Genomic DNA, 15,515 nt, shown 5'->3' with positions numbered 1-15,515 from the left:
CAACTACTCTAAAACCGATAACCCCGGCAAGGTGGAAAAACTTTGCGTTTTCACCGTTTGATAAAAATCATCGACAAATGCCACACCGGCATCCGCCTCCCGAAATGCGGCATACAGATTACTGTACAAGCCGTCGTCGGTAATTTGCCGCGCCACCACATAACCGCGATCCAAATAGGGTTTAGCTGCCCAGAACGGCAACGCGGCGACCCCACGTTTACTTGCCACCAGCTGAATAATCGCAATTGTCAGTTCACTGGTGCGGCGTATCGGATTAATGCCTTTCGGTTGTAGCACTTTACGCAATAAATCCAACATATCGTCCGGAACCGGATAGGTAATCAGCGTTTGCTCAATAAAATCTTCCGCCTGCCACACCGTCTTTGCCGCCAACGGATGATCTTTCGCGCAAAGCCCGACCATTTCATAAGAAAACAACGGCTTATGAATAATGCCCGCCGTTTCTTCAATTTCCGACACCACTGCCCAGTCGGCGCGGTGTGTGAGCAACAAACCAACCGTATCGGTATGAAAGCCGGACACAATATCCAGCTCCACCAGCGGCCAATCACGGCGAAAATTATCCATTGCTGGCATCAGCCAATCGAAACAGGTGTGGCATTCTACCGCAATACGCAGCTCACCTGCCTCGCCCTGTTTTACTCGCGCAAGATCACGCTCGGCTTCCACAACTTTGGGCAAAATATCATTAGCTAATTTAATCAGCCGTTCGCCTGCCGAGGTAAAATGCAGCGGCTGAGTTTTGCGCTCAAATAACGGCAGACCGTATTGATCTTCAAGCAGTTTAATTTGATGAGAAAGCGCTGATTGAGTCAGATAAACCCGTTTCGCCGCCAACGATACGCTGCCGGTTTCCTTAAGGGCTAACAAGGTTTTTAAGTGACGTAATTCAAGAAAGATCGGTTTCATTAAAATAATTCAGAGAATTAACAAAAGATGAACGGAATTATAGCGAAAAAATCACCGCACTTTAAGTAAAAAAGCCCCGTTACGCACTGACACACTTTATTGGTTGCTAAGAATGATTTTTCACGCTAAAAAGTGCGGTCGTTTTTTTCGTGGTTTTATGGTTAAAATAATACCGTTATGCGCGATCACTAAAAATTAACAACTTAATTAATATTTAATAACAAAAAATGTGGCGACTATCACAAATCACTAACAATGCCGATATTTTTCTTGCCAAATAAAATAATCAGAGGATAATCGCAATGAAGATAAGAATTACTTTTATTTAGATTGGAAGTCGTATGTCTGTGTCTCAGTGTTATCGCTACATTCTCTGCCTGTTCAGTTTCTTCTTCATTTACTCCGCCCATGCGACTGATAATTATCAGCAATGGGTTGCGGATATTGAAAATCGTTTGGATAAAACCGCAGAACTCTATCAACAAAATAATATCGACGATGCCCGTACTGAAGTGCAAATGGCGTATTTTGAGGTGTTCGAAAATCTGGAAGGACCTATCCGCATTAACTTTTCAGCACAAAAAAGCTATCAAATGGAAGCGACTTTCGGCGAAATTCGCAAAATGATCGGTGCAGAAAAACCCTTTGCCGAGGTAAAAGCGAAAATCGACGGGCTGAAAGCCGAATTGCAGGAAGTGTTGCCGTCACTGGCCGAGGGGCACCAACTAAATGCCTCCGCCCAACATGAAGTCTATGATCATCCAGATATTGCCCAGCATTGGCAGCAAAGTTTTAAAACGATTGATGATCTTCTGGCACAAGCCATCACTGCTTATCAGCAAGGCGATTACGCCACGGCGAAAAAACAAGTACAGCAGGCGCAATATGACGGCTATAAAAATTCCGAAATGGAAATGTCTATCCGTCAGAATCGTTCCGCCGCCGTCTCTTCGGCTATCAATCAGCAATTTTACGATTTAATCAAACTCAGCGAGCAGCCGGAACGAATCAACGATTTCGGCTATCAAACCACCGTGCTGCTGCAAGATATCGAAGAACAATTGCCGAACCTGCCGACAACCCGCGAAACGCAAGCCGTGAGCGCACAAAGCACGCAGGAAAACGCTGCGGTGGATAATGTGCCGGAACAGGATTGGGCAAATGTAGCCGCCGAAGTCAATCAGCAAATTCAGCAAGCCATCGCATTATTTGATCAAGGCGAAACGAAAAAAGCCATGCTGGCGGTACAAGACACCTATTTTGATGTATTTGAAAACAGCGGCATGGAAAACAAAATCGGTTCGCGCGACAGTAACTTCAAAGCGGAACTGGAAGGCTATTTCACCCGCTTGGTCAGCTTAATGAAAGCCAATGAAAGCAGCGACAAGTTACATCAACAAGCCGAGGGATTAGCCCAAGGATTAAGCAAAGCGGTAGAAATGTTACAGGGTGGCGAGCAAAGCGACTGGTCGATGTTTATCTACAGTTTGCTGATTATCCTGCGCGAAGGATTGGAGGCGTTGCTTATCGTGGCGGCTATTGTGGCTTATCTGGTAAAAAACAATCATCAGGACAAACTGCCGGTCATCAAACAATCCGTTTATGTGGCATTAATCGCCAGCGTAATTACTGCGGCGATATTCCAGCTGGTCTTTTCCAACTCGGGTGCTAGCCGCGAACTGCTGGAAGGATTTACCATGATGATTGCCGTAGTGATGCTGTTTATGATGAGTTATTGGCTGTTGTCCAAGGTGGAAGCGCAAAACTGGAAACGTTATCTGGAAGGCAAGCTGTCCGCCGCCTTAACCACCGGTTCATTGATCGGTTTATGGTTGACCAGTTTTCTGGCAGTCTATCGCGAGGGAGCGGAAACCGTGCTGTTTTATTACGCCTTAGCAGGTGATGCCTCAAGTGCGGTCAGTTATTTGTATCTTTTCGGCGGCTTTATGGTCGGCGCGGTGCTTCTGGCAATCTGCTATTTTATTATGCGCTACACTGTAGTGAAGTTACCGTTAAAACCGTTTTTTATGTTCACCGGCACTTTTATGTATTTAATGGCGTTTGTGTTTGCCGGCAAGTCCGTATTGGAACTGATTGAGGGCAAGCTATTCCAACCGACGCTGGTTGCAGGCGTGCCTGAAATCTCTTGGCTGGGCATTTATCCTTATATGGAAACCCTAGTGCCACAAGCAGTTTTACTGATTGCCGCCGTATTTGCGCTGTTCTATATGAAATATCAAAGCAACAAATCGGCGTAATTCGTTTCACCACACCCTATACTTACAGGAGAAATAACCTATGAAAAAAACTTTGTTAGCAGCGACCTTACTGGCTAGCATTTTAACCGCCCCGTCCGCATTGGCGTTTAAAGAATACCCAATTGGCGAAACGATCACCATGAACGAAATGGAAATCGCCGCGGTATATTTACAACCGGTAGATATGGAACCGCGCGGCATGGGATTATCAGCGAAAGATTCCGATATTCACCTTGAAGCCGATATTCATGCCACCAAAGGCAACAAAAACGGCTTCGGCGAAGGCGAATGGATGCCGTATCTGACAATTGCCTACACGCTGGTGAACACCGATACCGGCGAAAAACAGGAAGGTACCTTTATGCCGATGGTTGCCGGTGACGGTCCGCACTACGGTGCCAATATCAAAATGATGGGGGTCGGTAACTACAAACTGACATATCACATCGATCCGCCACCGAAAGCGGGCATGCACCGTCATACTGACGAAGAAACCGGTGTGGGTCGTTGGTGGAAACCGTTCGACGTTAATTATGAATTTAAATTTACTGGTCTGAATTGATCCTAAATTTATCCTAAAGACGGGTGCGGACCACCGTTCGCGCCCGCCTCTGCCCCTAAACTCCGACACCTGTGACCCAAGGTGTTTTGTTGTTTTTACAAAAACGAATTTTTATTTCTCGGCTGTAACGGAACGATTATGAATTATTATTTTGTTTTTCTCTTACAAGCTATTCTGCCGCTTGCTATCCTGCTCGGCTGCAACTGGGCGAACTACGCCAACATTAAACTGAAAAGTATCCTCTGGCTCAGTCTGTCCGGCTTGGCGCTGGGGATTGTCATTTGCCTGCACTACCCCGCCGGTCAGCAAGCAAATCTAGCGCTAAATCTTGTGCTGCTCGCCGCATTTTTACTGTTTTATTTCAGCCAATTTTTCCGTTCGGCACCGCTTGCCTACGGCTGGCAGTTTATCTTCTGCCTGATTGCCGGCGTTCTGTGGGCAAAAGATCCGAATATCGAAGCCATTACCAATACTGATGTGATCAATACCGATTTTATTTTGCATGTAAGTGCGGTCATTTTAGGATTGTTTTTCTGCATTTTTATACTAGCGTGGCTGAATATTCTGTTTAAACAAAGCAAAACGCAGCAAAAACTGACCGCACTTCGTCTGGCTGTGATCAGTTTGATAACGCTGCTTTTAATCACGCCGTTGATTGGCGACATCTTATTAACCCTGATGAAGCTGCAAGTAATTGAATTGACCAAAATGCGCTTGAGTTTTGTTGCCAAAGCTGGCAATGTGACAACCTTTTTTAATTATATCAATGGGTTGATTTTATTCTTTATTCTCTTACGGTTTGCGTTCAGCGTACATTCACCGCGTAAATCCGCCGCACGGCAAGAATCCAATCCCATCGAAAAGCGGAAAAAAATGGCGCTGATGCGCAATTCCAAACGCACTATTATTTGGGGGCTAAGCGCCGTTCTAATTATGCTGGGAGCCCAGCTTTACTGGGATAAAGTCGCATCTCAGCCACCGCGGTTGTCGGAAGCGACACCGGTCTCGTTGGATCAAGACAATAATGTGCGCATCCCGGTCGAACAAGTTAAAGACGGCAAACTGCACCGTTTCGTCTGGATCGCGAGCGACGGTAAAGCGGTGCGCTTTTTTATCATTAATCGTTCAAACAAAACCGTCAATCTTGCCGCAGTGTTTGACGCTTGTATCTTATGCGGCGATCAAGGCTATGTGATGGAAGGCGATCAGGTGGTATGCGTCGGCTGCGGCGTGCGCATGTTTATTCCGTCTATCGGCAAACCGGGCGGTTGTAACCCGGTACCGATCGAAAACTGGCAGCAAACGGACGGTCAGGTTGTCATCAGCCGAAAAAGTCTGGAAGACGGTTTAAATTATTTTTCCACTATCGTTGAATTGGAAGTTATTGATCCGGTAGATGGCAGCAAACTGAAAAATACCGCCACTGAATATAAATATACCTACGAAGGCAAAACCTATTTCTTTGCCACCGAGCAAAATTTGAATCGCTTCCGTGATGAGCCGGAAAGTTATTTGTCCGATAAAGGAGGAAATAACTGATATGCTGACACGTATGTTATTTCAATCTTGGCGACATGGCTTAAAACGCAAACTGCTGGCGATTATCACAATTTTTCTGGCGGCGGGACTGGTTTCCGCGCTACTTGCTGTTTCCATTGACATCGGCGATAAAATGGCGCGCGAGTTAAAATCTTACGGTGCCAATATTTTGGTTGAACCCGCCAGCAGCGCGGTGTTGCCCGAAGATGTCAACGGCGGTACTCTTTCCACCCAGGATTTTCTCGATCAAAAAGAACTGCCGAATGTAAAAGATATTTTCTGGCGCAATAATATCGTTGGTTTCGCACCGCTGTTGTCCGCCGAAGTGGAAGCCGACAATCTGTCGCAACATAATCAGCGCAATGTCGCCATTCTAGGTACATTTTTTGACCATCGCATCGCGATTCCCGACGAAGAAGACTACCACACCGGGCAACGCATTATCAGCCCGTATTGGAAAGTGGAAGGCAACTGGGTGGACGACAGCAATGATCAGTTCGGAGAATTTATCCCAGCACTAATCGGCGAGCAACTGGCAAAAGCTAGCGGCTGGAAAATCGGTGATCGAATTGCACTACATTATCACGAAGGCGATATTCAGCACAGTATTCGCATTCAATTGCACGGCGTGCTATCCACCGGCGGCAGTGAAGATCAGCAATTAGTGCTGCCGCTTAGTGCGGTGCAAAATCTACTTGATTTAGCAGGTAAAATTCAGGCTATTAAGGTTTCCGCACTCACCGTGCCGGAAAACGAACTATCGCGAAAAGCGCGCGCCAATGCCGACGCGCTGGCGGCGGAAGAATACGACCGTTGGTATTGTACCGCTTATGTTTCCTCAATTTCTCACCAGCTGGAAGAAGCCGTTTCCGGTGCTATCGTGCGCCCGATCTGGCAGGTCGCCGCTTCCGAGGGCGTAGTGATTGAAAAAATTCAGCTATTACTGGCTGTGGTCACCGTTGCCGCGCTGATTGCGGCGGCGATGGGGATCGCCTCGCTGATGACCACCACCATTATTGAACGCGGCAAAGAAATCGGTCTGATGAAGGCGCTGGGCGCTTATCAATGGCAAATCGTGCTGCTTTTTTATTGCGAAGCGGTGATCAGCGCCCTTATCGGCGGCGTGTTGGGTTGTATTGCCGGCTGGGGGCTAGCGAAATTTATCGGAATAACGTTATTCGGCGCACCGCTCAGTTTTGCCTGGATCGTAATTCCTTGCGTATTGGTGTTATCGGTTATCATCGCATTAGTCGGAACCTGGTTCCCGGCGCACCGTATCGCGCGCTTATATCCGGTGGAGGTGCTATATGGCCGTCAATAGTTCATATGCTATGTTCCGCCGCTTGATCTTCAGTGCACTGCGTCAACGCCTGCAACGCGTATTGATTATTTTTGCTGCACTCACCGTGGGTGCCAGTATCGTGACGGCAATGGCGGCGGTTTATTTTGATATTAATACCAAAATGAGTCAGGAATTGCGCACTTTCGGCGCAAATTTCTATATCGGTTCCAACAGTAGCGGTTTGATCCAAGAACGCGACATCAAACGAATTTTGCACCACGCGCCGGATAATCTGGTGACGGCGGCCAGCCCTTATCTGTACGGCGTCGCCCGTTCTGATCTGGAAAAAATCGTGCTGATGGGCGTCTGGTTTGAAGATATGCGAACATTAGCGCCCTACTGGCAAATTAACGGTTCCGCTATCGGAGTGAATTTCGACCAGCGCAACGCGATGATCGGCAAAACCCTGGCCGAACGGTTGAATGTGAAAGTCGGCAGTAAAATTACACTCAGCAAAAATGCGGTAGAAAAACACACCTTCAACATTAAAGCGATTGTAGAAAGCGGCGATGCTACCGATAATATGCTGATTGTCAGCCTTGAGTTCGCACAGGATTGGCTGGAAAAAGACGGACTGGTAACCAACGCACTGTTGAATGTGAAAAACGATCAAGGGCAGGTGGAGCAATTCGCCAGCCAACTACAACAACGTTATCCTGATCTGGAAATTCGTCCGATCCGCAAAGTATCAGCGTCAGAAGGACAGATTTTAGATAAAATTAAAGGATTGATGGGGCTGATTTCGTTGGTCATTCTGGTGCTGGCGACCCTTTGTGTCAACACCACGCTGATTGCCATTGTCGGAGAACGGGCGAAAGAATTCGCGCTGCAAAAAGCGCTTGGCGCCAGACCGCGGGATATTATCCTCCAAATCGGTACCGAAATTTTACTCATTGCAATATGTGCAATTGTTGCCGGTCTGATTATCGGCTATTTGCTGGCTCAGATTCTCGGCATCACGGTATTTAAAGCCTACATCGATATGCGTTTACCGGTAATTCCGATTACCGTCCTGCTTTCATTAATCGTGGCGTTTATCGCCGTTATCGTGCCGACCCGTCGGGCGTTGCAAATCCAAATGGCGAATGTATTAAAAGGCGAATAATTATGACCAACTATGTAATTGAAACTCAGCATCTGTATAAACGATTCGGTCAAGTGACCGCACTTGAAGACATTAATATTAAAATTGCCGAGGGCGAGTTTGTCGCCATTATGGGTGCCTCCGGTTCGGGAAAAACCACATTGATGAATATTCTGACCGGTCTGGATACGGCAAGCGAAGGTAAAGTGATACTGGACGGCATCGATGCAGCACAGCTTGACGACACCGGGCGGCAGCGCTTTCGGGCGGAAAAAATCGGTCTAGTCTTTCAGCAGTTTCACTTAATTCCTTATCTGACTGCGCTGGAAAACGTGATGCTGGCGCAGCATTATCACAGCGTAGTGGACGAACCCGCCGCGAAAGCTGTATTGGAGCAAGTGGGACTGGGGCATCGTATCGATCACCGCCCGAGCCAACTTTCCGGCGGCGAACAGCAGCGGGTGTGCATTGCCCGCGCGTTGGTTAATCAACCGCCAGTCATTTTTGCCGACGAACCAACCGGCAATCTGGATGAAAAAAACGAAAAACTGGTGTTGGATCTGCTCACCGCGCTGAATAAACAGGGGCGCACGGTGGTGATGGTCACGCATAACCCGGAGCTGGGAAAATTGACCGATCGCACCATTTTCCTGCAACACGGCAAATTCTTACGTGAAGAGCATAATCATCAATGATACAAATTAATCGATTTATCAAAGTGTTACTGATAAGTGCGGTAGTTTTCGGCACAGTTTCTTGTAAAGACGAAATCGCCGAAATCGGCGCTCAGGCGCCGGAAATTGCGGTATTCGATCTACAGGGCAACGCAGTGCATCTGAACGATCTGCAAGGCAAGCCCGTGCTGCTGAATTTCTGGTCGGAAAGCTGTGGAATCTGTCTTTTTGAACTGAACGCTTTACAGCAACGCCTACAGCAATCTTCCGCACAAATACAGGTACTTGCCGTCAATATCGACGGAGAACGAAGCGATACGGCGGCAGTGGCGGAAAAAAATCGACTTCGTCTGCCGATTGTCAAAGATCAGCTGCATATCACCGCCGAACGCTACGGTTTAATCGGTACGCCGACCTCTTTTATCATTGACCCGAACGGTAAAATCCTTTATAAATTCGAGGGATTAATTCCTGAGGATATGCTACAACAACTGTTTAAAGGCTGATAATGAACAAAATCTACTCTACCCTAACCTTATTACTGGCATCATGTTTCGTTGCCACTGTTCAGGCGGACACCAATCCCGAACGCGGCAAACGCCTGTTTAATCAAAGTTGCGCCATCTGCCATGGCAAACAAGGCGAAAAATCGGCTTTAAATCAATCTATTATGATTAATACGCTTAAAACTGATGAAATTGTGACCGCACTTGAAAAACGTAAAGCCGGCGAAATTGTCGGCGCCGGCAACAGCGCAAAATCCCGCCTCGGCAAGGAGGATATGCAGGCGGTCGCTGAGTATATTCAGAATTTGAAATAACTCAAATCCAGCGGGCGCTTTGCGCCCTTTTTCTTCTCCGCACATTCTCTTCTCTATACACAAATTGAAACAAAAATAATTTTCATCTATAATTCAGCGATTCAAAATCAAGCAACTGTCAACGGTGAATAGCAGTGTTTCAACTCAACCGCGTTTTCTTTTCGATTTCCGACCGCACTTTGTTGGCGCCAACTACATTGTCTGTGCAAGCCGGCAAAGTTTACGGGCTTATCGGGCATAACGGCTCGGGCAAATCCACGCTACTTAAACTGATGGCACGCCAACAAACGGCAAGCGGCGGAGACATTCTGCTTAACGATAAACCGATTAACCATTGGAATCATCGCGATTTTGCAAAACAGGTCGCCTATTTACCGCAACACTTACCTTTGGGCATCAATCTGACCGGCGGCGAATTAGTGAATATGGGGCGGTATGCTTGGAACGGTTTATTCGGACGCAAAACTGAAACGGATCAGCAGGCAATACTGCGCGCCATGAAGCTGACCCAAACGGAAAAATTCGCTGCGCAATTGGTTGATATATTATCCGGCGGTGAACGCCTGCGTGTCTGGCTGGCGATGCTATTGGCACAGCAAAGCCGTTTTTTATTGCTGGACGAACCCCTCGCGCCGTTGGATATCGCTCATCAGGTAGAAGTTATGCAGTTGTTGTCTCACCTGAGCCGGGAGTTAAATCTCGGGGTGGTGATCGTAATTCACGATATTAATCTGGCAGCGCGCTTTTGCGACCGGCTTATTGCGTTGCACAGCGGTCGCATACTGGCGCAAGGTAATGCCCGTCAAATCGTCAATACCGAATCGTTACAGGCTATTTACGGAATTCGGCTGAATGTTATCGATCATCCTCATTGTGATCGTCCGGTGAGTTTTTATTGATATGCGTTATATTCTGCTTTTTATTTTCGGCTGCTTGCCTCTTTGGACGCAAGGAATGCTGGCACAATCACATAGCGCTTATGCCACCCTTGATTGGACAGTGGCGGAAACGCTGATTGCGTTGGATCAGCCTCCGTTGGCGCTGGGAGAAGTAAAGAGTTATCGACGTTGGGTGATGCAGCCGCAATTGCCGGACAATATAGTCGATCTCGGTATTCGCCTGCAGCCGAACCCCGAACAAATACTGACATTGTCACAGAGCTTACAAGATAAGCCACTCTCTTTTATTAACAGTAGTTTTTATGCGTCTGCGACGCCGTTACTGGAGCAATTCGGCACGGTGGAAATTGTCGATTTTTATCGACCGGGCAATGCATGGCGCAATATCATCCATGCCACCTATCAAGTCGCACGCTTAATCGGCAAAACGGAAAATGCGGATCGTTTGTTGAATCAATTTCAGCAAAAAATTGCGGAAATTCGACCGCTCTTACAACCCTTTGCTGACCGCCCGATAATTCTGGTGCAGTTTATCGATACCCGTCATTTGCGCATTTATGCCGAAAACAGTCCTTTCGGCGCGGTGTTGCAGCAACTCGGTTTACATAATGCTTGGCAAGGCGAACATAACGATTGGGGCTTTCAAACTATTGAAGTGACACAACTAACGGCACTGCCCGCCAATAGTCGTTTTGTCGTTGTGCAGCCTTATCCCGCCGATATTGCCGCCGCGCTGCGGCATAATACCTTGTGGCAACATCTCGGCATGGCGCAGGATCCGCTGATTCTCCCCGCAGTCTGGACGTTCGGTGCGATTCCGTCGGCACAGCGTTTTGCCGAACTATTAGCGCACGGCTTATTGCACGGGGGCGAATCATGGTAAAAAATCAGCGTTTATTTTTTATCGCGTTAAGTCTGATTTTCGTGACGCTGTTAATCAGCCTGCTAGCATGGCAATTACCGGACAATCAATCGCTGATCGCGCTTTTTCTGCCGAGCGAATCGCTGGCGCTATTATTGCTGCAAAGCTATACTCTGCCGCGTATTTGTATCGCACTTATCGCCGGTGGCATATTGGGCATTGCCAGCCTTTTATTGCAACAGGTAATAGCAAATCCGCTTGCTTCCGATAACACCATTGGTATCAGCGCCGGTGCGCAATTCAGCCTGTTTGTCTGCGCGATTTTCATGCCGGGGCTACTGGAAAACGGCGCAACGCTTATTGCCTTGCTCGGCGCCGGGCTGAGTTTAGCTTTAGTGCTGGCGTTGGCATGGCGCAAAACCATGTCGCCCTTATTACTGATTCTTGCCGGTTTAGTGGTAAATCTTTACCTTGGTTCTTTCAGTGCCATAATGATGTTGTTTTATCCCGAAGAAAGCCGCGGTTTAGCGCAATGGGGGGCTGGCTCACTGGCACAGGAAAGCTGGCGTAATAGTCAATGGCTGTTCATGCAGGCCCTGCCTTTATTAGGGTTAATCGCCTTGTTGCGCCGTCCGTTGGCAATGCTATCGCTGAACGAAGACAATGCTCGCAGTTTGGGCTTGCCGGTAGGTCGCCTGCGTTTTATCGGTATCCTTATCGGCGCCTATCTAATCGCGGCAGTGGTCAGTGCAGTAGGTATGTTGGGATTTATCGGATTAGCGGCGGCAACACTGGTGCGTCAGTTGGGCATCCGTACCTTTCAGTATCGGCTTATCGGCGCATTTTCAACCGGTGCCTTATTATTAAGTATCACCGATTTATCTCTACAGTTACTCGCATTATTCAAACACATTAATTTACCGACCGGCGCGGTCACTTCATTACTAGGCACACCGTTGCTGTTATGGCTGATGTTCCGGGCGTTACCTGACAACGGACGAATACCACAAACGCCCTACCAAATCCAACAAATATTTAAACCGCACTATCCGATTATGCTAAGCGTGGCATTATTCGCCGCTGTCGTCATCGCGCTGAGCCTCGGTAAAAGTGGTAATCAATGGCATTGGTCGGCATTTTCCGATCCCCTGTTGACACTGCGTTATCCGCGTATACTGACCGCCGCCGCAGTGGGAGTATTGTTAGCCACTGCCGGTGTGTTCATGCAGCGTTTGACCTTAAATCCAATGGCAAGTCCCGAGCTTTTGGGGGTATCTTCCGGTACCGGTATGGGTGTTTTGGTCGCATTATTTCTCTTTTCCGCCACCCGCCCCGCCTTTTTCTGGGCTGCCGGGATCATCGGTGCAATCATTGCATTGTTTATATTAAGCGCGATAAATCAACGCAACGGCATGCTGCCGGAAAAAGTGCTGCTGACCGGAATAAGTTTATCGGCGCTGTTCAGTACGATGCAAAGCCTTGTTATCGCCAGCGGTGATCCGCGCGTCAGTCAGTTGATCGCGTGGACATCAGGCTCTACTCAACAGGCAGATATGCGCTTTGCGTTACCGTTTTTGCTGTTCAGTCTCGGACTATTGGCGTTGAGTCTGCTCTTCTCTCGCTGGCTGGAATTACTGGCATTACAGGCACCGATCGCACAATCACTGGGATTAAACCTGCTGCAAACGCGATGGATTCTGATTTTATTCAGTGCGCTGTTAACCGCACTTGCAACATTGATTATCGGTCCGTTAAGTTTTATCGGTTTATTGGTACCGCACTTAACCCGATTCTTCGGCGTAACCAAGGCGTCGCGACAAATTCTGTTTTCCGCGTTATTAGGTTGCCTGATTATGATTATCGCCGACTGGTGCGGGCGACAACTCTTATTCCCTTATGAAATCCCCGCCGGTTTGGTCGTCACCTTAGTCGGCGGATCTTATTTCTTACTTGCAATGCGAAAAATTTAATTCTCCACGGCAAATGCCGTAATTGACATTACTCGTTATAGGAAGGCTAAAATGAACAAAACATTTATTTATACCGGTGTCGCAAGCGCCGTACTACTTGCCCTTAATTCCGCCTATGCGGAAGATAAAAAAGAAGCACTGGACGCAATTGAAGTCGTCGGTTCCGTAGTCAAAAGTGGCAAAGTGGAATACCTGTCGCCGAAATCCGTCAATACCATAGACAGCCGGCAAATCGCCGATATGGGCGTCGCTCAACTGGATGCCGCATTACGCTATGAATCCGGTGCTTTATCACAAACCTACGGTGCGGATTTAGACGACAGCGATTGGTTAAAAATCCGTGGTTTTGATGCCACCGTTACACTTGACGGTTCTTCCTTTTATAAAGGCGGTTATTCCGGCTGGAACCCGGATCTATACGGTGTAGAAACCATCGAAATGATCAAAGGCGCCGACTCCTTAACTTATGGTTCAGCCAAAACGGGCGGCGTGATCAATCTCGTCAGCAAACGACCAACTCAAACGCCGCAGGGCGAATTTAAAGCTAAAATCGGTAATCGTAGCGAACGCGGTTTAAGTCTGGATATCAGTGACAGCGCCGCGGACAATCTGCGCTATCGTTTGGTGGGCAATTATAATAAAAAACACGGTGAAACCAATGGAACGTGGCTGGAGCGTTATTATTTCGCACCGAGCCTGACTTGGGATATTTCCGAACGCTCATCGTTAACCCTGCTTGCCAGTGTACAAAAAGATGCAGGCGTTCCAACCACCTCATTTTATCCGCTTATCGGCACGCTTGATACTTCTGCCGGCACCATTTCCCGCCGTACCAATCTCGGTGATCCGACAACGGATTATCTGGATCGTAAATCCTATTCCGTCGGATATGAATTTAAACATGATTTCGGCAACGATTTAATTTATACCCAAACTTATCGCTTTAACGCGGACGACCGTAAGCAATTATCCGGCTATTACAGTTACATACTTGCCTTTCCAACGATTCAACAAGGTTCGCTGTTTGTTGATGTACTCACCCGCAATCATACTTTGGATAATCGATTAGCCAAAACATGGCGCTTTGACAGCGGGGAAAACACCTTGCTCGGCGGTATTGAATATAAGCATAACAGCGCAAGCGGAAAATACGGCTATGGGTCAGGTAACACATTAAATACGCTTGCCCCGATTTATGCAGGAATCCGTGAGCCGAGCGTTAATCCTTACGCGATAAAACAACGTCAGCTGGGTTTTTATCTGCAAGATCAACTGAGCATTGCCAATTGGCGCTTTTCCGCCGGCTTGCGGCATGATCGGGCGCGTGGCGATTCCGATACATTCGGTGTAAAAGAGAGTTATCGCCATAATCAAACCACTTATTCCGGCGGTATGATGTATGTTGCCGAAAACGGATTATCGCCTTATTTCAGTTATTCCGAATCATTTGAACCGGTTGCCGGAAACGACGGTCAGGGCAAACGTTATGAGCCGTTAAAAGGCAAGCAATATGAAACCGGGATTAAATATTTACCGCACTTTATCGACGGAAAATTCTCCGTTGCCTATTTTCATCTTAAGGAAGAAAACAGTTTCGTGCAGACCGGCGCAATTACTACACAAGCGGGCAAACAACGCAGCCGCGGTGTTGAGGTCAATGCGGATTTCAATCTGACCGATACTATTACCGCAGCTTTGGCTTATACTTACACCCAAGCCAAGCAAGATAAAACTGATGGTACCGAAGTGCGCAAACCGTTGATTCCGCGCCATACGGCGTCGGTGCGTGCAACCTATACTTTCAAAGATAATCTACTGGACAGATTGCTGTTAGGCGCGGGATTCCGCTATATCGGCACCTCCAGCGATGAAATAGGTAACCCGGGATATAAGCTGCCGGCGGTTACGCTGTGGGATGTCATGCTGAAATATCCGCTGGCTAAACACTGGGAGCTACAAGCCAACATTTCCAATCTGACGAATAAAACATACCTGTCAGGCTGTTATTATTCCTGCTATTACGGTGAAGGGCGCAAAATCAGCGCAGAAATCAGTTATAAATGGTAAAAAAACAGACCGCACTTTAAAAGTGCGGTCAATAATCATTGCGTTTCGGGTAAGCTCGCGGAATAAAAAATCCGCCTTATTATCAGCGGATGTTATCGGTAACGCATTATGCCTGCGGATGTCTTTCCGCCACCTCGGTCAACAGGGGTTGCAACTCGCCTTGCTGGAACATTTCCAAGATAATATCACAGCCGCCGATTAACTCTCCCTCAACCCATAATTGCGGGAAAGTCGGCCAATTGGCGTAAACCGGCAGTTCGGCACGAATATCCGGATGCTGCAGAATATCCACATAACCGAAAGGCACTTTGCAGTTGATCAGCGCTTCTACCGCACGAGCGGAAAAACCGCAAGACGGAAATTTCGGCGAGCCTTTCATATAAATAAGAATTGGGTTTTCACTGATTTGTTTTTTGATTTTATCTAGGGTTTCCATAATCGTCCTCGTATATAATGAAGTGCGCTGATTGTAACATAAGCTCCGCCAGATACCAATAATCCGACCGGC

Annotated in this window: 14 protein-coding genes; 12 read left to right on the top strand and 2 right to left on the bottom strand. The window is 47.6% G+C overall.

Annotation, left to right across the window (positions count from 1 at the left end; translation table 11 throughout):
• Positions 1-3: 3 nt before the first annotated feature.
• Positions 4-930 carry a LysR family transcriptional regulator gene (locus BN3349_RS05290; RefSeq protein WP_040976311.1) on the bottom strand — a complete coding sequence of 309 codons (927 nt, stop codon included), beginning with the start codon at positions 928-930 and terminating at the stop codon, positions 4-6.
• A 341-nt stretch (positions 931-1,271) separates the two neighbouring features.
• Here BN3349_RS05290 and BN3349_RS05285 point away from each other — a divergent pair, with 341 nt between their 5' ends.
• The 12 genes from BN3349_RS05285 (at position 1,272) to BN3349_RS05230 (ending at position 15,007) form a co-directional block, all read left to right on the top strand.
• The gene (locus BN3349_RS05285; RefSeq protein ID WP_040976310.1) at positions 1,272-3,188 is read left to right on the top strand and encodes an FTR1 family iron permease; all 1,917 of its coding nucleotides are present in this window, start codon (positions 1,272-1,274) and stop codon (positions 3,186-3,188) included.
• A gap of 40 nt (positions 3,189-3,228) precedes the next feature.
• Positions 3,229-3,750 (top strand): iron transporter, encoded by a 522-nt coding sequence (locus BN3349_RS05280; protein ID WP_040976309.1) that lies wholly within the window; start codon positions 3,229-3,231, stop codon positions 3,748-3,750.
• Positions 3,751-3,888: 138 nt separating this feature from the next.
• Complete coding sequence (locus BN3349_RS05275; protein ID WP_040976308.1) at positions 3,889-5,289, top strand: Fe-S-containing protein; 1,401 nt, start codon at positions 3,889-3,891, stop codon at positions 5,287-5,289.
• 1 nt (position 5,290) lies between these two features.
• Positions 5,291-6,610, top strand: coding sequence for an ABC transporter permease (locus BN3349_RS05270; RefSeq protein ID WP_040976307.1), 1,320 nt, complete (start codon positions 5,291-5,293; stop codon positions 6,608-6,610).
• 10 nt (positions 6,611-6,620) lie between these two features.
• Positions 6,621-7,736 carry an ABC transporter permease gene (locus tag BN3349_RS05265; RefSeq protein ID WP_101430482.1) on the top strand — a complete coding sequence of 372 codons (1,116 nt, stop codon included), beginning with the start codon at positions 6,621-6,623 and terminating at the stop codon, positions 7,734-7,736.
• A 2-nt stretch (positions 7,737-7,738) separates the two neighbouring features.
• Positions 7,739-8,410 carry an ABC transporter ATP-binding protein gene (locus BN3349_RS05260; RefSeq protein ID WP_040976305.1) on the top strand — a complete coding sequence of 224 codons (672 nt, stop codon included), beginning with the start codon at positions 7,739-7,741 and terminating at the stop codon, positions 8,408-8,410.
• On the top strand, positions 8,407-8,895 hold the full coding sequence (locus BN3349_RS05255) for a TlpA family protein disulfide reductase (protein ID WP_040976304.1): 489 nt from the start codon (positions 8,407-8,409) through the stop codon (positions 8,893-8,895). Before BN3349_RS05260 ends, BN3349_RS05255 begins: the two co-directional genes overlap by 4 nt.
• 2 nt (positions 8,896-8,897) lie before the next feature.
• Entirely contained in the window at positions 8,898-9,209 is a 312-nt protein-coding gene (locus BN3349_RS05250; RefSeq protein ID WP_040976303.1) for a c-type cytochrome, read from the top strand.
• Between the two features lie 134 nt (positions 9,210-9,343).
• On the top strand, positions 9,344-10,108 hold the full coding sequence (locus BN3349_RS05245) for an ABC transporter ATP-binding protein (protein ID WP_040976302.1): 765 nt from the start codon (positions 9,344-9,346) through the stop codon (positions 10,106-10,108).
• A 55-nt stretch (positions 10,109-10,163) separates the two neighbouring features.
• On the top strand, positions 10,164-10,991 hold the full coding sequence (locus BN3349_RS05240) for an iron-siderophore ABC transporter substrate-binding protein (protein ID WP_370738135.1): 828 nt from the start codon (positions 10,164-10,166) through the stop codon (positions 10,989-10,991).
• Positions 10,985-12,940, top strand: coding sequence for a Fe(3+)-hydroxamate ABC transporter permease FhuB (gene fhuB / locus BN3349_RS05235; protein ID WP_040976300.1), 1,956 nt, complete (start codon positions 10,985-10,987; stop codon positions 12,938-12,940). The genes BN3349_RS05240 and fhuB overlap by 7 nt, the downstream gene beginning before the upstream one ends.
• Before the next feature lie 51 nt (positions 12,941-12,991).
• Positions 12,992-15,007: a TonB-dependent siderophore receptor gene (locus BN3349_RS05230; protein WP_040976299.1), complete on the top strand. Its 2,016-nt coding sequence runs from the start codon at positions 12,992-12,994 to the stop codon at positions 15,005-15,007.
• Between the two features lie 106 nt (positions 15,008-15,113).
• Here BN3349_RS05230 and grxD read toward each other — a convergent pair whose 3' ends face one another.
• Positions 15,114-15,443, bottom strand: coding sequence for a Grx4 family monothiol glutaredoxin (grxD, locus tag BN3349_RS05225; protein ID WP_032108903.1), 330 nt, complete (start codon positions 15,441-15,443; stop codon positions 15,114-15,116).
• Positions 15,444-15,515: the final 72 nt, after the last annotated feature.

The sequence above is a fragment of the Necropsobacter massiliensis genome (genome assembly GCF_000827595.2).
Taxonomy (GTDB): Bacteria; Pseudomonadota; Gammaproteobacteria; order Enterobacterales; family Pasteurellaceae; genus Necropsobacter; species Necropsobacter massiliensis.
The sequence above is the reverse complement of the archived record's forward strand: the minus strand, read 5'-3'. Positions and strand labels throughout refer to the sequence as shown.